The organism is Xanthomonas chitinilytica (assembly GCF_026107455.2).
GTDB lineage: Bacteria > Pseudomonadota > Gammaproteobacteria > Xanthomonadales > Xanthomonadaceae > Stenotrophomonas > Stenotrophomonas chitinilytica.
The window spans coordinates 218,449-236,239 of sequence record NZ_JAPCHY010000003.1; the positions used below are offsets into that span (position 1 = coordinate 218,449).

The window sequence follows — 17,791 nt, forward strand, 5'->3', positions numbered from 1 at the left end:
CGGCACGATAGGCATGGCGGCAAGGGCCGGTCAAGACGGCGGCGGCGCCTCAGTGGGCTGTCAGCGCGGCCTGCTGCAGGAAGCGCAGGCAGGCGTCCTGTTCCAGCGCCGGGGCAACCAGGTGGCCCTGGATCTCGTCGCAGCCGTTCTCGTGCAGGAACGCCAGCTGTCCATGGCTCTCCACGCCCTCGGCCACCACCTTGAGCGACAGCGAATGGCCCATGGCGATGATGGCGCTGGTGATCGCTTCGTCGTCCGGGTCCAGGGTCAGGTCGCGGACGAACTCGCGGTCGATCTTCAGCGTGGTCAGCGGCAGCCGCTTCAGGTAGGCCAGCGAGGAATAGCCGGTGCCGAAGTCGTCGATCGCCAGGCCCACGCCCTGGTCGCGGCAGGCGCGCAGGATGGCGGCGTTGGCGGCGACATTGCCCATCACCGCGCTTTCGGTCAGTTCCAGCTCCAGCTGGCCGGGGCGCACGCCGGTCTGGCCGAGGATGCGTGCCAGCAGGTCGGGCAGGTCGCCGCGCTGGAGCTGGATGGCCGAGACGTTGACCGACATGCACAGGTCTTCCTGTCCCTGCTCGCGCCAGTCGCGCAGGGTGGCGCAGGCCTGGCGCAGCACCCATTCGCCGATCTCCAGGATCAGCCCGGTCTCCTCGGCCAGCGGAATGAACTGCGAGGGCGAGACCAGGCCGAATTCGGCACTGTGCCAGCGCACCAGCGCTTCGACCCCGACCACGCGGCGGTCGATCAGCGAGTAGCGCGGCTGGTAGACCAGCTTCAGCTCGCGGTCGAACGGGATCTTGCGCAGGGTGCTGGCCAGGGTGGCACGGTGGCGGGTCTGCTCGTCCATGCGCGCCGAGTACACCTGGTAGGTACTGCGGCCGGCGGCCTTGGCCTGGTACATGGCGGTGTCGGCGTGCTTGAGCAGTTCGCTGGGCACCAGCGCGTGCTGCGGGTACAGGCTGATGCCGATGGACGGCGACATCGCCACCTCGCGGCGCTCGTCCAGCTGCAGCGGCGGCTCGAAGGCGGCCAGCACCTGCCGCGCGACTTCTTCGGCCTGGGCCTGCGAAGCGATGTCCTCCAGGATCACGGTGAACTCGTCGCCGCTGAGCCGGGCCACGGTGTGCTGCGGCCCGACCGCCTGCTGCACCCGCTCGGCGGCGGCGCGCAGCACCCGGTCGCCCATCGGATGGCCGAGCGAATCGTTGATGTCCTTGAAGCGGTCCAGGTCCAGGAACAGCACCGCCACCAGCCGCTCCTCGCGCCGCGCGCGGACGATGGCACGGGCCAGCCGCTCGGAGGCGAGCGCGCGGTTGGGCAGGCTGGTCAGGGTGTCGTAGTTGGCCAGGTAGCGCAGTTCCTGCTCGGCGCGCTTCTGTTCGGTGATGTCTTCCAGCACCACCACGTGGAAGCTGCGGCGGCCGTCGATGTCGCGCACCAGGTTGTGGCGCACGTGGCACAGGATCTCCCGGCCGTCCTTGCGGCGCTTCCAGGTATCGCCGTTCCAGTGCCCGCTCTGGCGCAGGGCCTGCAGCAGCTGCGCGCGCTGGGCGGGGGTGTCGGGGCTGTGGTCGAGCATGTGCAGCGGCTGTCCCACCACCTCCGGCTCGCCATAGCCGGTGATGCGGCTGAATGCGGGATTGACCGAGACGAAGCGGAGGTTGCGGTCCAGTACCGCCACCGCCTCGTTCATGCTGTGCAGCACCTCGCTGGCGATGCGGCGCTCGGCATCGGCGCGGCGGTGGGCGGAAATGTCGCGCGCGGTGCCGGCCACCCGCAACGGGCGCCCGTCCGGATCGCGCTCGACCACCCGCCCGCGGACCCGCACCCACAGCCACTGGCCGTTGCCGTCCAGGTCCATCCGGTGCTCGGACAGGAACACCGCGGCGCGGCCTTCGACATGATCGTTCAGGCGGCGCAGCACCTGCGGCAGGTCGCTGCGGTGGATCTTCGGGCCGCTGCCGTCGCGCATGACCATGGTGATCTCGGCCGAGGCCGGGGCCAGTTCGTCGGCACGCATCCAGTGCAGCCGGCGCTGCTGCAGGTCGTAGTCCCAGAATTGTTCGCCCGAGGCCCACAGTGCCAGCTTCAGGTGCTGGTCGCGATGGCGCAGCTTGTGGTTGTGCTGCTGCAGCTGGCGCAACCGCCGGCGCAGCCCCAGTGCCAGGATGGCGGCGGCGATGGCTGCCGCGGCGAGCACGGCCGCGATGATCCAGCCTGCCAGCGCAACGGTATGCGGGGTGACCGATGCGGAGGCGATCGGCATGGCGGATGGAGGGGCCCGAAGGTTGGAATGCCCTGAGTGTAGGCGCGGAAATCGCGCCTTCACAAGCCGGAAATCCATGCCCGGTTGCTACACTGTGGCGCTTGTGCCGTGGTCCATTCGCCGCGGCGGGTTTCCACGTTCCATGCAGGCCAGTGACATGACCGAACTTCCCGACGTCAACGACGTAGCGCAGGCCAGCCGGGCGCTGGGCCTGGCGGCCTCCCCCGCCGAACTGCATGGTGGCCTGTGCGGCTGGTTGGCCGCCGGCGGCGCCGACATCGTGGCCTGGCCAGCCAGCGTGCTGGCCGACGACAGCCTGGCCGCGCCGGCACCGGACAGCACGCTGGACCGCCTGCGCCAGGCCAGCGTGGCGCAGCTGGAAGACCGCGATTTCGCCTTCGAACTGCTGCTCGATGCGCCGGGCGCGTCGCTGCAGCAGCGCACCGATGCGCTGTTCGACTGGTGCCGCGCCTTCCTCGGCGGTTTCGGCATGGGCGCCGGCAAGCGCCCGGCGCTGAGCGAGGAGGGCGAGGAGGCGCTGCAGGACCTGGCGCGGCTGGCGCAGGCCTCCAGCGACCAGTTCGACAGCGGCGACGAGGACGAGGACGCGCTGGCCGAGATCGAGGAGTTCGTGCGGGTGGCGGTGCTGCTGCTGCACGGCGATTGCGTGATGGGACCGCGGCACCGCCAGCGCCTGAACTGAGCCGCCGCTGCATGAAGCAATCGACCGGTATTTCCGCGGCCGAGTACGGCCACCGCCGCCGCCAGCTGATGGAGGCGGCCGGCGACGACGCCATCCTGGTGCTGCCGGCCGCGCCCGAGCGCGTGCGCAGTCTCGATACCCATTACCCGTACCGGCAGGATTCGGACTTCTGGTACCTGAGCGGCTTCCCGGAGCCGGAAGCGGTGCTGGTACTGGTGCCCGGCCGCCGCCACGGCGAGGCGATCCTGTTCTGCCGCGAGCGCGATCCCGAGCGCGAAGCCTGGGATGGCCCGCGTGTCGGGCAGGAAGGCGCGGTCGCCCGCTACGGCATGGACGACGCCTATCCGATCGAGGACCTGGACGACATCCTGCCGGGGCTGCTGGAAGGACGTTCGCGGGTCTACTACCACTTCGGCCGCGATGCCGATTTCGACCTGAAGCTGATCGGCTGGGTCAATCGCGTGCGTTCGCAGGTGCGACACGGCGCGCAGCCGCCGCACGAGTTCCTGGAGCTGGGCCACCTGCTGCACGAGCAGCGGCTGTTCAAGTCGGCCGCGGAGATCGCGCTGATGCAGCGGGCGGCCGACATCAGCGTACAGGCGCACCGGGCGGCGATGCGGGCGACGCGTCCGGGCATCCACGAGTATGGGCTGCAGGCCGAGCTCGAGCGCGAGTTCCGCGCCAGCGACGCCTGGCCGGCCTACGGCAGCATCGTCGGCGCCGGCGCCAACGGCTGCGTGCTGCACTACCGCGACAACAATGCGCAGGCCCGCGATGGCGAGCTGGTGCTGATCGACGCCGGTGCCGAATACCGCGGCTACGCCAGCGACATCACCCGCACCTTCCCGGTGAATGGGCGCTTCAGCAAGGAACAGCGCGCGCTGCACGACCTGGTCGGCGCCGCACAGGCGGCGGCGCTGGCGCAGGCGCGCCCCGGCGTGCCCTACGAAGCCGGGCACCTGGCGGCGGTGGAAACCCTGACCGAGGGCCTGCTGCGGCTGGGGCTGCTCAAGGGCACGCTGGAGCACAACCTGGTCGAGGGCCACTACCAGCGTTTCTACCGGCACAAGACCGGGCACTGGCTGGGGCTGGACGTGCACGACGTCGGCGATTACCGGCTGGCCGGCGATTCGCGCCTGCTCGAGCCGGGGATGGTGTTCACCATCGAGCCGGGACTGTACGTGGCGCCGGACGAGCGCACGGTGGAGCCGCGCTGGCGCGGCATCGGCATCCGCACCGAGGACGACGTGCTGATCACCGGCGAGGGCCATCGGGTGCTGACCGGCGCGCTGGAGCGCAGTGCCGACGAGATCGAGGCGTTCATGGCGGCGCGCTGATGCGCCTGGCATGGATTGGTGTGGCGAGGATGATTCCTGCCGTTGCCGTTGCCGTTGCCGTTGCTGTTGCTCGTGATTCTGCGTTTGCTCCCGGCTTTTGACTTCCCCTGCCGTAGAGCGAGCCGAGCACCGCAGTGGAACGAGGGGCGAAGAGGCGCACGTGTTTGAGCGAAGCGAGTTGTGCACCGCCCCTCGTTCCGCGAGGAGCGCAGGGAACCGGCGGGCGTAGCCCGCCGGATCGCGGCCGGCTGTGCTTTCTTTTTTCAACAGCCGAAGCGTTCTTCAACAGCCGAATGGCTGGTCATGGCGGGTCATGGCAGGTCATGGCAGGTCATGGCAGGTCAAGCACGCCCTGCCTCCGCCCCCCGTACGCTGCGTGCGTGGGGTCCATTCCGCTGCCGGGATTTTTCGACACGACATCCCCGTCGCGTCGAAAAACGACATGCATCCATGCACGCCGCCTGTGTGGGGTCTTGTCCGCCGGCTCCGTCGCTGCGGAAGGGAACCCGAAAGTAAAAGGTCGGGAGCAAACGCAGAATCACGAGCAACAGCAACAGCAACAGCAACAGCAACAGCAACAGCAACCGCAACCGCATTGCAGCCGCGGGCGGGCTGGCGACAGGCCGGCCAACAAACGAAAAGCCCGGCTGCATCACGCAGCCGGGCTTGGGGACGCATCGCAGCGACCGGGATGGAAGCGCTCAGCCCTGCGCCGCGAACACCGGCCGGGTGAGGTTGTCCGGCTCGCCGTCGGTGCACAGCACCTCGTCCTCGATGCGGATGCCGCCGTAGGGGCGGAAGAAATCCACGCGCTTCCAGTCGACGCTGTCGGCGTGGCCGTTCTTCTTCACTTCGTCCAGCAGCATGTCGATGAAGTACACGCCCGGTTCGATGGTCACCACCATGCCGGGTTCCAGCACCCGGGTCATGCGCAGGTAGGGATGGCCCTCGGGGCGCTCGATGCGGCCGCCGCGGTCGGAGGCGGCGAAACCGGCCACGTCGTGCACCTGCAGGCCGATCGGATGGCCCAGGCCATGCGGGAAGAAGGCGAAGCTGACGCCGCTGGCCAGCGCCGCTTCCGGCGTGACCTTGAGCACGCCGAAATCCTTGAGGATCGCCATCAGTTGCAGGTGCGCGTCGATGTGCAGCTGTTTGTAGTCGGCGCCGGCGCGCACCGCCTGGCCCATCTTCACCTGCGCGGCGTCGACCGCGTCGATCAGCGCCTGGAATTCGCCGCCGCGGTCGGCCGCGTAGGTGCGGGTGATGTCGCTGGCATAGCCGCAGGAAGAGGCGCCGGCGTCGATCAGGAAGCTGTGCAGCGGCTGCGGTGCGCTGCGGCCCAGGTCGGTGTAGTGCAGCACCGCGGCGTGTTCGTTGAGCGCGACGATGTTGCCGTAGGGCAGTTCGTTGCTGTCCTGGCCGACGGCGCCGCAATAGGCCATGTGGATGGCGAACTCGCTGGCGCCGGCGCGGAACGCGGCCTCGGCGGCGCGGTGCCCGCGCACCGCCAGCGCCTGCGCCTGGCGCATCAGCGCGATCTCGTACGGGGTCTTGTACGAGCGCTGGTACTCCAGGTAGTCGACCACCGCCTGCGGGTTGTTCGGCACGAATTCGCCCAGCGCGCTCTGCGGCTCGCCCAGGATCGCGCAGCGCGCGGCCGGTTTCGGCAGCAGCGCCAGCGCTTGCTCCGGCTTGCGGATGACGTGGATGTCGAAGTGTTCGACCCACCAGCCGTTGGGCGCGTCCGGCACCACGTGCCAGTAGTCGTGCGGCTGGTAGTAGATCAGCTGCGGGCGCTGTCCCGGGGTGTACACCAGCCAGCTGTACGGCAGCCGGGTCAGCGGCAGCCAGTGCTTGAACGGCGGGCTGACCGCATAGGGGTAGTCGCGGTCGTCGAACACCTGGTAATGCAGCGTGCCGCTGGGGACGACCAGGTGGTCGAAGCCGCCGCGCGCCAGCGCTTCGTCCGCGCGCTGCCGGAGCACGCTCAGGTGGTGGGGATACAGGGCGCCGGGATCGTGCGGATTCATCGCGGAGACTCGTTCGACAGTGCGGGATGCAGGCCTCGATTTTGCCGCAATCGCGCCGTCCCCGCTGTGCCGGAATCGGCGCTCAGGTTGCGGGAAGCACGTGTTCGATCCAGTGCCGCAGCAGTTCCCGGTGTTCGTTGCCCAGCGTCAGGAAGCGGAAGCCCGCCCACGACTGGCCGGGGGCGTGGGCCTGTTCGCTCCACAGCAGGTGCGCGCCCACGTCGATCAGCACTTCGCGGCCGTTGCGGTCCGGGACCGGAAAGCGCAGCTGGTACAGCGCGTCGTCGGTGACCGGCACCGACGCCAGCAGCAGCATGCCGCTTTCGGAGACGTTGCCGAGCCGGCCGATCGGCGCTTCGGTCATCTGGTCGAACACCGGCACTTGTGCCGGTACCGGCCGGCGCGGTGCGCGGCGGGTCTCGTTGATCATGGGGCCTCCGGTCTGGGGCTGTTGCCGGCCAGCGAGCGCAGGGTGCGGATCGTGGCCTGCCAGGCGCGGTCGATGAGCCGCCCCTTGTCCTCGGTGACGATGCGCGCCTGGCCCTGCGCCATCAGCCGCGACAGCGCGTCCAGCGAGAGTTCGGCCACCTTCTGCCCGCGCTGGTTGACGAACAGCGCGTGGTCGGTGATCAGGCTGTACCAGGACAGGCGCTGGCGGCGGGCGTCGCCCTGCTGGTTGGTGACGAACTCGAACCAGGTGCCGAACGGCAGCGTGCGCAGCTGCCGGTAATGCTCCTCTTCGGCCGGGCTGCGCGGCGGCGGCGGTGCCTTGTGCGGGGCGGCCGGGGCTTCCTTGTCGCCCTGTTCGCCGAGCCGGCTGCGGGCCTTGAGCTTGGCGGCCAGCTCGGTACGCGAGGTGACGTCGTCCTCGCCGCCGGGCGTGGACAGGCGGCGGGCGATCGCACCGGCTTCGTCGCGGTGGTAGCCCACCTGCAGCAGCGCTTCCTCCAGCTGGGCGCTGAAACCCGGGTCGGGGTCGCCGCCGACCGGGGCGCAGGTGATCTCGGCAATGCGCCGGGTCGCCTGCTGGCGTTGCTGCCATTCCTCGGACTGTTCGCCCTGGCGCAGCAGGGTGAGGGTGAGCACGTCGGTCCAGGCCTGCTTGAGCAGCGCCTGCACGAACTTGGGCGGCGCGGTTTCCTCGCACAGCCGGTCGATGGTGCGCGCGGACAGCTGCTTGGCCGCTTCCAGCCGTTCGCGGCCGCGCGCGGCTTCCACGTGGCGGCGCTCGGCCACTTCGGCCTTGTGCGCGGCGGTGCGGAAATGCCCCTGGATTTCCTGGTTGGCGGACTCGAACACCGCCTCGTCGCCCTGGTAGTCGGCGACGACCTTTTCCACGGCCTGGTTCAGTTTCTGCAGCAGCGCCGGGTCGGTGTCGTCGTCGCCCAGCCAGGTGGCGCCGGATTCGGCCACCGCATTGAGCAGCTCGCGCGCCGGGTGCTGGTCGCGCACGAAGAACGCCTGGTCGTTGATCGCCGCGCGCACCACCGGCACCTGCAGCTGCACCAGCAGGTCGGCGGCGGGCGCATCGGTGCGCACCTCGCGCTGGATCTGGCTGTACAGCATGCCCAGCAGGTCGAAGGTGTCGGTGTCCTGCGGCGACAGCGTGGCCTGCGGGCCGTGGTCGGCACGCATCTGCGCCAACAGCGCGTTGTGGATGTCGGCGATGCTGCGGCGCTGTCCGCCGCCTGCCGGCGCCGCGACCTGGGTCTGCAGCTTGCCCAGCACGTCCATGACCGCGGCACCGGGCACGGTATGGGCCGGGGCGGCCGGCTGCGAAGCCGCAGCGGCCATGTCCGGCGCTTCGCCTGCCGCGGGGGCGCCTGCCGGAGCAACGCCACGTGCCGCCGAGGCACGCGCCGTGTCCAGCATCTGGTGCAGGGCGGACATGCCGGGAACGGTGCCGGGGGCCGCGCCGGCATCATGCAGGGCATTGGCCGCCGCCGCCGGGGCGTCGCCGCCACTGGCGGGAATGGCGCTACCGGTGCCTTCGGCCGCGACCGGCGTCATTTCGGCCATGACCGACCAGGAGGCGCTGGGGGCCTGACCGCTCCAGCTGGTCAGCGGGCGCCGGCTGGCGCCACGGTTGCCCGGACCGGGGGTGGCTGCCGCCGGTACCGTGGCGCGGCGCGAACCCTGGCGGGCCAGGTAGGGCAGGTAGACCAGGCCGGGAAGGACGCCTTCGTGCGCCAGCAGGATGTTGATGCGGTCGACCAGCTCGCCGTAGCGCTCCATTACCTGGCGTTCGAATACCCGGTACAGCGTCAGCTGTGCGTCCAGCCCCAGCCCCAGCTGCTCGCCGGACTCGCGCAGTACCCGGCACAGCGCATACGGCCCGATCGGCAGCTGCTCCACTTCGTAGGCCGGTTGCGCGGCCAGCACGCCGAAGCGCTGGCCCAGCAGCTGCACGGCGGTGGCCGCGCGCGAGGCTTCGCGGCGCGCGATCTCGTGCAGGACGATGTCGCGGTCGATGTCGGTGTCTTCGACCAGGGTCAGGGTCTGGAACGGGCGCGGGTTGTCGCCGGCCAGCGGAGCTGCCGGCTGCTTCAATGCCGCCAGCGCAGCGGCCAGTGCGTCGAGGAAATGGTTGGCGAACCGTTCGCCCGACTCCTGCAGCTGGCGCATTTCCGCATACAGATCGGCCTGCCGCTGGCTGCTGTGGGCGCGCTCGGCCTGTTTGAACAGCTCGCGCTCGAACTCCACCACGGTCAGCCTGAGCGGATTGGCGAGGGTCTGCACCGCCAGCGCGTGCATGGCTTCGAGCAGCTGGCGGGGCCGGGGCGGTACCGGCGCGGCGGCCAGTGTGGCCAGCGCGGCGCTGGACGATGTTGGTGCGGACGCTGACATCCGATGTGCTTTCCGGCTCCCCTGATAGGGCGGTATTTACCATTTTTACCGATGCCGCCGCCACTGCCGCGATGTCATCGGGGCCGTCGCTCAGGCCAGGAACAGCTCGATCACGTCGTTGGTGAAGCGCCGTCCCAGCGCGGTGGGACGCACACTGCCGGCGTCGGTTTGCAGCCAGCCGCGTTCGCTGGCCGCGGCCAGTGCCGGGGCGATGACATGGCGATCCAGCCCGGTGCGGACCTCGAAGTCGGCCAACGCAAAACCCTCGTGCAACCGCAGCAGGTTGAGCATGTATTCGAACGGCAGGCGGTCGGCGCCGACGATCTCGTCGCCGCCGATGGCCTGGGCGCTGCCGGCGCCGGCCATGTAGGCCTGCGGATGCTTGTGCTTCCAGCGCCGCAGCACGTGCTGGCCGGCGCCGGAGCTGATCTTGCCGTGGGCGCCGGCGCCGATGCCGAGGTAGTCGCCGAAGCGCCAGTAGTTGAGGTTGTGCGCGCACTGCCGGCCCGGCTGCGCGTAGCCGCTGACTTCGTACTGCGCGTAGCCGGCGTCGGCCAGCATCGCCTGGCAGTGTTCCTGGATGTCCCAGGCCGCATCGTCGTCGGGAATGCCCTGCGGCGGCCGCGCGAAGAACAGCGTGTTCGGCTCCAGCGTCAGCTGGTAGTGCGACAGGTGGGCGGGGCGCAGCGCGAAGGCGCGCTCCAGGTCGGCCTCGGCCTGCGCCAGCGTCTGCTGCGGCAGCGCGTACATCAGGTCGATGTTGAAGTTGTCGTAGCCGGCGTCCTGCGCCAGCTTGACCGCGCGTTCGGCCTCGCCGCTGTCGTGGATGCGGCCCAGGCGCTGCAGCGCGGCGTCGTCGAAGCTCTGGATGCCGAAGCTGATGCGGTTGACGCCGGCGGCCAGGTAGCGGTCGAAGCGGCCGTGCTCGGCGGTGCCGGGGTTGGTCTCCAGCGTCACTTCCAGGTTCGGCGCGAAGCGCAGCCGGGCGCTGGCCGCCTGCAGGAAGCGGTCGATCGCCTCCGGCGGGAACAGGCTGGGGGTGCCGCCGCCGAAGAACACGCTGTTGACCACCCGGCCCCAGACCAGTGGCAGGTCGAAGTCGAGGTCGCGGATCAGCGCGTCCACGTAGTCCTCGAACGGCAACACGCCCTTGGCCGCATGCGAGTTGAAATCGCAGTACGGGCATTTGCGCACGCACCAGGGCAGGTGCACGTACAGCGACAGCGGTGGCGGAATCAGCGTGGTCACGGACGGGAGATGGCGGCGATGGAGTGATTCAGCAAGGGTTGCCGGCGCGGTCGACGACCGGCAGGCGCAGGCGTGGCTGGACGCTGGCGACGGCGGCGAGCACGGCCTGGAACAGCGCGCCGTCGCTGCGGTTGAATGGATGGGTATCGATCACCGCGACCCGGTTCCAGCCGCGGTGCGCGGCGGGGCGCAGCTGCAGCACGAGATGTCCGGCCGGACTGCTGCGGACCTGCGGCCACTGCAGCAGGCCCGCGGACTGCACCTCGCCGGCAGCGAAGCCGCGGCGACGGAAACCGGTGCCGACGCCGCGCACCACGATCCGGCCATCGTCATGGATCCGCACCTGCTGGGTGGCGGACAGGCCGGCGACGATCAGCCAGCCCAGCCATGTCAGCCCGGCGATGGCCAGTGCGGCCTGCCACGGCAGCGCGCCCCCGGCATGGGGCAACAGCGCGCCCGCCGCCAGCAGTACGGCAGCCAGGATCGCGGTCACCCGCGTACCCGGCACCAGGAAGGCGCGGTAACTGCTGCGGAAACGGCGTGCCGGTGCGGCCGCCGCGTTCACTGGCCGCCCAGGCGGGCGCGCAGCGCGGCCAGCGCCTTGCCGCGGTGGCTGAGGGTGTTCTTCAGTGCCGGTTCCATCTGCGCGGCGGTCAGGCCGTGGACCGGGTCCAGGAACACCGGGTTGTAGCCGAATCCGTGATGGCCGCGGCGCTCGTCCAGGATCACGCCTTCCCAGCTGCCTTCGCAGATCAGCGGCTGCGGGTCTTCGGCGTGGCGCAGCAGCACGATCACCGCGTAGAAGCGCGCGCTGCGCCGCCCTGCCGGCACCTCGCGCAGCGCCTCCAGCAGCTTGCTGTTGTTGGCGTCGTCGTCGGTGGGCGAACCGGCGTAGCGGGCGCTGTACAGGCCGGGGGCGCCGTCGAGCGCATCGACGATCAGGCCCGAATCGTCGGCCAGCGCCGGCAGACCGGTCACGCGGCAGGCATGACGGGCCTTGATCAGCGCGTTCTCGACGAAGGTCAGCCCGGTCTCGGGCACGTCGTCCACGCCCAGTTCCTTCTGCGGGACGATCGCGTAGGGCAGGCCGGCGAGCATCGCCTGCAGTTCGCGCAGCTTGCCGGCGTTGCCGCTGGCCAGGACGATCCGGTTCATCATTTCGGCTCCAGCAGGTCCCAGGTGTTGCCGTACAGGTCGCGGAACACCGCGACGGTGGCATAGGGCTCCTCGCGCGGGGTTTCCAGGAACTCGACGCCGCGCGCCTGCATCGCCTCGTAGTCGCGCCGGAAATCGTCGGTATGCAGGAAGAAACCGACGCGGCCGCCGGTCTGGTCGCCGATGCGCGCACGCTGCGTGTCGTTGCTGGCGCGCGCCAGCAGCAGTGCCGCGCCGCGGTCGCCGCCCGGGCCGACCACCACCCAGCGCTTGCTGCCCTGGTCGCTGTCCTCGATCAGTTCGAAGCCCAGCATCCCGGTGTACCAGGCAATGGCTTCGTCGTAGTCGGCCACCACCAGCGTGGCCAGGGCCAGGCGTCGCTTCATGGCTGTGCCAGCGCCGCCTGCTGTGCGTCGAACAGTTCGCGGATGCCCTGTTCGGCCAGCGCCAGCAGCGCGTCCAGTTCGTCGCGGCGGAAAGCGTGGCCTTCGGCAGTGCCCTGCAGCTCGATGAAGCCGCCGCCGTCGTTCATCACCACGTTCATGTCGGTGTCGCAGTCGCTGTCCTCGGCATAGTCCAGGTCCAGCACCGGCACGCCCTTGTAGACGCCGACCGACACCGCCGCCACCGCGCCGAAGATCGGGTTGCGCTTGATGTCGCCGCGCTTGAGCAGGTGGTTCACCGCATCGACCAGGGCCACGTAGGCGCCGGTGATGGCGGCGGTGCGGGTGCCGCCGTCGGCCTGCAGCACGTCGCAGTCCAGGGTGATGGTGCGCTCGCCCAGCGCGCTGCGGTCGATGCAGGCGCGCAGGGTGCGGCCGATCAGGCGCTGGATCTCCAGCGTGCGCCCGCCCTGCTTGCCGCGTGCGGCCTCGCGGTCGCTGCGGGTGTGGGTGGAGCGCGGCAGCATGCCGTATTCGGCGGTCACCCAGCCTTCGCCCTTGCCGCGCAGGAAGCCGGGAACCCGGTTCTCGACGCTGGCGGTGCACAGCACGCGGGTATCGCCGAAGCTGACCAGCACCGAGCCTTCGGCATGGCGGGTGAAGGCGCGTTCGATGCGCACCGGGCGCAGTTGTTCGGCCTGGCGGCCGCTGGGACGGGAAAAGGTCATGGGGAAGTCCGGGAGTGCTCGAGGGCGGAACGGGCCGGCCGGGCCGCTGGGCGCCGGTATCCGGGGCGCGCTAGGGTACCATCCGCTCTTTGAAGCGCATCGGAAATCCGCATGATTCGAAGCATGACCGCCTATGCCGGCGGCGAACGCGTGACGCCCTGGGGCACCCTCGGCTGCGAGCTGCGTTCGGTCAACCACCGTTTCCTGGAGGTGGGGGTACGCCTGCCCGAGGACCTGCGCTCGCTGGAGCCGCAACTGCGCGAGCGCATCGCCGCGCGCGTCAGCCGCGGCAAGCTGGACCTGGTGCTGCGCCTGCGCGCGCCGGAAGCGGCCGGCGCGTTGACGGTCAACGAGGCGCTGGTCGAGCAGCTGGGCGAGCTGGCGCTGCGCCTGCACGCGCGCTTTCCGGACATGCGGGTCGGCTTCACCGACCTGCTGCAGTACCCGGGCGTGCTGCAGGCCGAGTCCGCCGACGCGACGGCGCTGCAGGCCGAGGCGCTGGCGCTGCTGGACGAGACGATCGACGGCTTCGTCCAGGCGCGCGAGCGGGAGGGCGGGCAACTGGCCACGGCGATCGGCGAGCGCGTGGACGCGGTCGAGCGCATCGCCGGCGAGGTGCGCACGCTGATCCCGGCGATCCGCGAGGGCCAGCGCGCCAAGCTGGCCGCGCGCCTGGCCGACCTGCCGCACCCGGTCGATCCCGGTCGTGCCGAGCAGGAACTGGTGATGTGGCTGCAGAAACTGGACGTGGACGAGGAGCTGGACCGGCTGAACAGCCACATCGGCGAGATCCGCCGCGTGCTGCACCAGCGCGAGCCGGTCGGGCGCCGGCTGGACTTCCTGCTGCAGGAGTTCAACCGCGAGGCCAACACCCTCGGCTCCAAGTCGGTGGACAGCCGCACCTCCAACGCCGCGGTCGAGCTCAAGGTGCTGATCGACCAGATCCGCGAGCAGGTGCAGAACATCGAGTGACGCCAGCGGCCGGTGCGGCCGCGGCGTTTGCCGCGGCGGCCCCGGCTGGTTATCGTGCGCCGCCCCGAATCCATCGATCCAGAGACCTGAAGCGATGCGTGGCACCCTCTATATCGTCGCGGCCCCGTCCGGTGCCGGCAAAAGCAGCATCGTCAACGCCACCCTGGCGCGCGACCCGCAGATAGCGCTGTCGATCTCCTTCACCTCGCGCGCACCGCGCCCGGGGGAGAAGCAGGGCCAGCACTACCACTTCGTCAGCGCCGAGGAATTCGAGCGGATGATCGCGGTCGGCGACTTCTTCGAGCACGCCTGGGTCCATGGCGACTGGAAGGGCACCGCGCGGCAGTCGGTGGAGCCGCAGCTGGAGGCGGGACACGACGTGCTGCTGGAGATCGACTGGCAGGGCGCGCGCCAGGTGCGCGAGAAGGTGCCCGGCGCGGTCAGCGTGTTCATCCTGCCGCCGTCGCGGCGGGCGCTGGACGAGCGCATGCGCAAGCGCGGCCAGGACAGCGAGGCGGTGATCGCCCAGCGCCTGGCGGCCGCGCGCGAGGAGATGCTGCACTACAACGAGTTCGACTACGTCATCGTCAACGAGGACTTCGACACCGCGGTCTCGGAGATGTGCGCGATCTTCACCGCCAGCCGCCTGCGGCGCGCGGCCCAGCAGGAACGCCACGGCGCCCTGATCGCCGCGCTGCTGGACCCGGAGCCGGAGGCAAATGATTGATTCGAAAGGGCGGGTTCAGGGTCCGGCTTGATTTCCCCCGGCCCCGGCCCGTACAATCCGCGACCTTTCCTCATCCGATCGAGCGGCCGTTGCTGGTCGCCGGGAGCCCGCATGGCCCGCATTACCGTAGAAGATTGCCTGGAAGTCGTTAACAACCGTTTCGAGCTGGTCATGATGGCGTCCAAGCGCGCCCGCCAGCTGGCCAATGGTGTCCAGGCCACCCTCGACAACAGCGAGACCGAGGACAAGCCGACCGTGCTGGCGCTGCGCGAGATCGCCGCCCGCAAGATCGACAACCAGCTGATCGAGGAAGTCGAGAAGGCCGAGCGCGAGCGCGCCGAGCGCGAAGCGCTGGAGTGGGCCGCGGCCGAAGTCGTCGCCGACGAGGACATGTCCAAGAACGACGATTGACCGCGCCTGTCGCGACCATCGACGTGGACCCCGGAACAGCCCGCCCCGTGCGGGCTGTTCCGCATTCCGGGGTTTGCCGTTGTACCTCCGCTGGCATAGTCTTCCGCCATGAACCCAGGCCCTTCCGCCCAGGTAGCCACGCCCGCGGGCGAGGCGGTACCTGACTATGTCCTCCAGCTCGAACGTGCAGCCAGCTATCTGCCCGCCGAGCAGTTGCCGTTGCTGCGCCGCGCCTGGGAAGTGGGAGCGGCCGCGCATGCCGGGCAGACGCGCAAGTCGGGCGAGCCGTACATCACCCATCCGGTGGCGGTGGCGCGGGTGCTGGCCGAACTGGGGCTGGATGTCGAGGCGCTGATCGCGGCGATCCTGCACGACACCATCGAGGACACCCCGCTCACCCGCGAGGAACTGGCCGCCGAGTTCGGCGAAGCGGTGGCCGAGCTGGTCGACGGCGTCACCAAGCTGGACAAGCTCAAGTTCCGCGACCGTCAGGAAGCGGCGGCGGAAAGCTTCCGCAAGATGCTGCTGGCGATGTCGCGCGACCTGCGCGTGATCATGATCAAGCTGGCCGACCGCCTGCACAACATGCGCACCCTGGGCGCGCAGAGTTCGGAGGCGCGCGGCCGCATCGCGCGCGAGACGCTGGAGATCTATGCGCCCATCGCCCAGCGCCTGGGTATGAGCCTGATCAAGTCCGAGCTGCAGAACCTGGGCTTCCGCGCGCTGTACCCGTGGCGCCACGCGATCCTGGAAAAGCACATCCGCAGCCAGCCGGTGGTGCGCCGCGAGGCGATGGCGCAGGTGGAGGTGCAGCTGTCGCAGCGGCTGGCGCGCGAAGGGTTGGAGCACCGCCTGGTCAGCCGCATCAAGACGCCGTGGAGCATCTACAACAAGATGCGCGACGAGAACAAGAGCTTCGACCAGGTGATGGACGTGTTCGGCTTCCGCCTGGTGATGCGCAACGTGCCCAACTGCTACCACGCGCTGGGCGCGGTGCACGCCACGTTCAAGCCGCTGGACGGCCGCTTCCGCGATTTCATCGCCATTCCCAAGGCCAACGGCTACCAGTCGCTGCACACCGTGCTGTTCGGCCCGTACGGCTCGCCGATCGAAGTGCAGATCCGCACCGAGGAAATGGACCTGATCGCCGAGCGCGGCGTGGCCGCGCACTGGACCTACAAGTTCGGCGGCGACACCCCCAACAGCGCGCAGAGCCGCGCGCATGCCTGGATCGTGGAGCTGATCGAGTCGCAGCGCGCCGCCGGCTCCTCGCTGGAGTTCCTGGACAACGTCAAGGTCGACCTGTTCCCGGACGAGGTCTACCTGTTCACGCCCAAGGGCAAGATCCTCGCTTTGCCGAGGAATTCCACCGCGCTGGACTTCGCCTACGCGGTGCATACCGACGTCGGCAACCAGGCCGTGGCCTCGCGCGTGGACAAGAAGCTGGTGCCGCTGCGCACCCGTCTGAGCAGCGGGCAGACGGTGGAGGTCATCACCGCCAAGTCGGCCACGCCCAAGCCGCAGTGGCTGGAATTCGTGGTCAGCAGCAAGGCGCGTACCGCCATCCGCCACCAGCTCAAGCAACTGGAGCACGAGGACGCGGTGCAGCTGGGCCACCGCATGCTCGACCGCGCGCTGGAGGCGATGGACAGCTCGCTGGAGCGTCTGCCCAAGGGCCGGCTGGACGCGTTCCTGGCCGAGCATCGCTATCCGCGGCTGGAAGCGCTGCTGGCCGACGTGGCGCTGGGCAACTGGATGCCGAACCAGGCCGCGCAGGCGCTGATGGCCTATGCCGAACTGCGCGGCGGCGGCCATTCCAAGCATTCGCAGGAAAAGATCCTGATCAACGGCAGCGAGCGCGGCGTGGTCAGCTTCGCCAACTGCTGCCAGCCGATTCCCGGCGACGAGATCATGGGCTACCACACCGCCGGCAAGGGCATCGTGGTGCACCGCCTGGACTGCCCGAACCTGGCCGAGCTGCGCAAGTCGCCCGAGCGCTGGGTGCCGATCGGCTGGGATACCAGCGTCGGCGGCGACTACGACACCTCGCTGGTGGTGGAAGTGGAGAACGGCACCGGCGTGCTGGCGCAGCTGGCGGCGGCGATCGCGCAGAGCCACTCCAACATCGAGCGGGTCGACTACCTGGACCGCGACTTCAACGCCGCGGTGCTGTGCTTCAACATCCAGGTGCGCGACCGCAACCACCTGGCCGAAGTGATGCGGCGCCTGCGACGGTTGTCGGTGGTGCAGTCGGTGCGGCGGCAGTGAGCGCGGCGAACGGGTAGGGCGGGGCTTGCCCCGCTGCTTTCCTGCGGCAGCCCCAGCGCACCAAGATGCGCTCTACCAGCGCACCAAGGTGCGCTCTACACGCTGGGCGGGCACATCCGGCGTGGTTCTCCACAGCCGGTGTGCAGCGCCATGCTGACAAACTGTGGATAACCGCCCGCGCGCATTGCGCGGCGGGCGTTCGCCAATGATGGCGAAAATTTGTCCAGCGCCGTCCCGCGATGGCGTCGCCCGACAGCGCCTGCGATCGGGCTGGACGGGAGCGGACGCTACAATGGCCCGTCTTTTCCCAACCGGAGCTCCCCATGTCCCGCCAGATCATCAACACCGCCAACGCGCCGGCCGCCATCGGCCCGTACTCGCAGGCCGTGCGCGCCGGCAACACCGTGTACTTCTCCGGCCAGATACCGCTGGACCCGGCCACCGGCGAGATCGTCGCCGGCGACGTCGCCGCACAGGCACGGCGCGCGTTCGACAACCTCAAGGCGGTGGCCGAGGAAGCCGGCGGCTCGCTCGACCGGATCGTGCGCCTGGGCCTGTACCTGACCGACCTGGGCGAGTTCGCCAAGGTCAACGCGGTGATGCAGGAGTACTTCCAGGCACCGTTCCCGGCCCGCTCCACCATCGAGGTTTCCGGCCTGCCCAAGGGCGCCGGCTTCGAGGTCGATGCGGTGATGATCCTCGACTGATCCGGC

General features: G+C 69.8%; 16 protein-coding genes. 7 read left to right on the forward strand and 9 right to left on the reverse strand.

Annotated elements, in window-relative coordinates; translation table 11 throughout:
* Window positions 1-49: 49 nt before the first annotated feature.
* Window positions 50-2,269 (reverse strand): putative bifunctional diguanylate cyclase/phosphodiesterase, encoded by a 2,220-nt coding sequence (locus tag OK345_RS04940; RefSeq protein WP_265126814.1) that lies wholly within the window; start codon window positions 2,267-2,269, stop codon window positions 50-52.
* A gap of 157 nt (window positions 2,270-2,426) precedes the next feature.
* Here OK345_RS04940 and OK345_RS04945 point away from each other — a divergent pair, with 157 nt between their 5' ends.
* Complete coding sequence (locus OK345_RS04945) at window positions 2,427-2,972, forward strand: YecA/YgfB family protein (RefSeq protein ID WP_265126815.1); 546 nt, start codon at window positions 2,427-2,429, stop codon at window positions 2,970-2,972.
* 11 nt (window positions 2,973-2,983) lie between these two features.
* A complete protein-coding gene (locus OK345_RS04950; protein ID WP_265126816.1) occupies window positions 2,984-4,309 on the forward strand; it encodes an aminopeptidase P N-terminal domain-containing protein in 1,326 nt (441 codons plus the stop codon).
* Between the two features lie 701 nt (window positions 4,310-5,010).
* On the opposite strand, the gene pepQ is transcribed toward OK345_RS04950, so the two are convergent.
* From pepQ to rph, 8 genes are all read right to left on the reverse strand, one after another.
* Window positions 5,011-6,339, reverse strand: coding sequence for a Xaa-Pro dipeptidase (gene pepQ / locus OK345_RS04955; protein ID WP_265126817.1), 1,329 nt, complete (start codon window positions 6,337-6,339; stop codon window positions 5,011-5,013).
* 82 nt (window positions 6,340-6,421) lie between these two features.
* Complete coding sequence (locus tag OK345_RS04960) at window positions 6,422-6,769, reverse strand: PilZ domain-containing protein (protein ID WP_265126818.1); 348 nt, start codon at window positions 6,767-6,769, stop codon at window positions 6,422-6,424.
* The gene (locus tag OK345_RS04965; protein WP_265126819.1) at window positions 6,766-9,186 is read right to left on the reverse strand and encodes a DUF1631 domain-containing protein; all 2,421 of its coding nucleotides are present in this window, start codon (window positions 9,184-9,186) and stop codon (window positions 6,766-6,768) included. The genes OK345_RS04960 and OK345_RS04965 overlap by 4 nt, the downstream gene beginning before the upstream one ends.
* Window positions 9,187-9,276: 90 nt before the next feature.
* On the reverse strand, window positions 9,277-10,434 hold the full coding sequence (gene hemW, locus OK345_RS04970; protein WP_265126820.1) for a radical SAM family heme chaperone HemW: 1,158 nt from the start codon (window positions 10,432-10,434) through the stop codon (window positions 9,277-9,279).
* A 28-nt stretch (window positions 10,435-10,462) separates the two neighbouring features.
* Window positions 10,463-10,999 carry a hypothetical protein gene (locus OK345_RS04975; protein WP_265126821.1) on the reverse strand — a complete coding sequence of 179 codons (537 nt, stop codon included), beginning with the start codon at window positions 10,997-10,999 and terminating at the stop codon, window positions 10,463-10,465.
* Window positions 10,996-11,589, reverse strand: a complete 594-nt coding sequence (gene rdgB, locus OK345_RS04980) for an RdgB/HAM1 family non-canonical purine NTP pyrophosphatase (RefSeq protein ID WP_265126822.1) — start codon at window positions 11,587-11,589, stop codon at window positions 10,996-10,998. Before rdgB ends, OK345_RS04975 begins: the two co-directional genes overlap by 4 nt.
* Window positions 11,589-11,975, reverse strand: a complete 387-nt coding sequence (locus OK345_RS04985; protein ID WP_265126823.1) for a VOC family protein — start codon at window positions 11,973-11,975, stop codon at window positions 11,589-11,591. Before OK345_RS04985 ends, rdgB begins: the two co-directional genes overlap by 1 nt.
* Window positions 11,972-12,700, reverse strand: a complete 729-nt coding sequence (rph, locus tag OK345_RS04990) for a ribonuclease PH (protein ID WP_265126824.1) — start codon at window positions 12,698-12,700, stop codon at window positions 11,972-11,974. Before rph ends, OK345_RS04985 begins: the two co-directional genes overlap by 4 nt.
* Before the next feature lie 111 nt (window positions 12,701-12,811).
* Between rph and OK345_RS04995 the strand changes: the two genes are divergently transcribed.
* The 5 genes from OK345_RS04995 (at window position 12,812) to OK345_RS05015 (ending at window position 17,785) form a co-directional block, all read left to right on the forward strand.
* Window positions 12,812-13,672 carry a YicC/YloC family endoribonuclease gene (locus OK345_RS04995; RefSeq protein WP_265126825.1) on the forward strand — a complete coding sequence of 287 codons (861 nt, stop codon included), beginning with the start codon at window positions 12,812-12,814 and terminating at the stop codon, window positions 13,670-13,672.
* A 94-nt stretch (window positions 13,673-13,766) separates the two neighbouring features.
* Window positions 13,767-14,399, forward strand: coding sequence for a guanylate kinase (gene gmk, locus OK345_RS05000; RefSeq protein WP_265126826.1), 633 nt, complete (start codon window positions 13,767-13,769; stop codon window positions 14,397-14,399).
* Window positions 14,400-14,510: 111 nt separating this feature from the next.
* The gene (gene rpoZ / locus OK345_RS05005) at window positions 14,511-14,810 is read left to right on the forward strand and encodes a DNA-directed RNA polymerase subunit omega (RefSeq protein WP_265126827.1); all 300 of its coding nucleotides are present in this window, start codon (window positions 14,511-14,513) and stop codon (window positions 14,808-14,810) included.
* A 108-nt stretch (window positions 14,811-14,918) separates the two neighbouring features.
* Window positions 14,919-17,078, forward strand: coding sequence for a RelA/SpoT family protein (locus OK345_RS05010; RefSeq protein WP_265126828.1), 2,160 nt, complete (start codon window positions 14,919-14,921; stop codon window positions 17,076-17,078).
* Between the two features lie 323 nt (window positions 17,079-17,401).
* Window positions 17,402-17,785, forward strand: a complete 384-nt coding sequence (locus tag OK345_RS05015; protein ID WP_265126829.1) for a RidA family protein — start codon at window positions 17,402-17,404, stop codon at window positions 17,783-17,785.
* The last annotated feature ends 6 nt before the right edge of the window (window positions 17,786-17,791 follow it).

Coding starts and splice junctions, on each gene's coding strand:
- OK345_RS04940 (WP_265126814.1), bottom strand. CDS start 2,269: ATGCCGATCGCCTCCGCATCGGTCACCCCGCATACCGTTGCGCTGGCA.
- OK345_RS04965 (WP_265126819.1), bottom strand. CDS start 9,186: ATGTCAGCGTCCGCACCAACATCGTCCAGCGCCGCGCTGGCCACACTG.
- rdgB (WP_265126822.1), bottom strand. CDS start 11,589: ATGAACCGGATCGTCCTGGCCAGCGGCAACGCCGGCAAGCTGCGCGAA.
- OK345_RS04995 (WP_265126825.1), top strand. CDS start 12,812: ATGATTCGAAGCATGACCGCCTATGCCGGCGGCGAACGCGTGACGCCC.
- OK345_RS05015 (WP_265126829.1), top strand. CDS start 17,402: ATGTCCCGCCAGATCATCAACACCGCCAACGCGCCGGCCGCCATCGGC.
- rpoZ (WP_265126827.1), top strand. CDS start 14,511: ATGGCCCGCATTACCGTAGAAGATTGCCTGGAAGTCGTTAACAACCGT.
- OK345_RS04945 (WP_265126815.1), top strand. CDS start 2,427: ATGACCGAACTTCCCGACGTCAACGACGTAGCGCAGGCCAGCCGGGCG.
- OK345_RS05010 (WP_265126828.1), top strand. CDS start 14,919: ATGAACCCAGGCCCTTCCGCCCAGGTAGCCACGCCCGCGGGCGAGGCG.
- pepQ (WP_265126817.1), bottom strand. CDS start 6,339: ATGAATCCGCACGATCCCGGCGCCCTGTATCCCCACCACCTGAGCGTG.
- OK345_RS04950 (WP_265126816.1), top strand. CDS start 2,984: ATGAAGCAATCGACCGGTATTTCCGCGGCCGAGTACGGCCACCGCCGC.
- rph (WP_265126824.1), bottom strand. CDS start 12,700: ATGACCTTTTCCCGTCCCAGCGGCCGCCAGGCCGAACAACTGCGCCCG.
- gmk (WP_265126826.1), top strand. CDS start 13,767: ATGCGTGGCACCCTCTATATCGTCGCGGCCCCGTCCGGTGCCGGCAAA.
- OK345_RS04960 (WP_265126818.1), bottom strand. CDS start 6,769: ATGATCAACGAGACCCGCCGCGCACCGCGCCGGCCGGTACCGGCACAA.
- OK345_RS04985 (WP_265126823.1), bottom strand. CDS start 11,975: ATGAAGCGACGCCTGGCCCTGGCCACGCTGGTGGTGGCCGACTACGAC.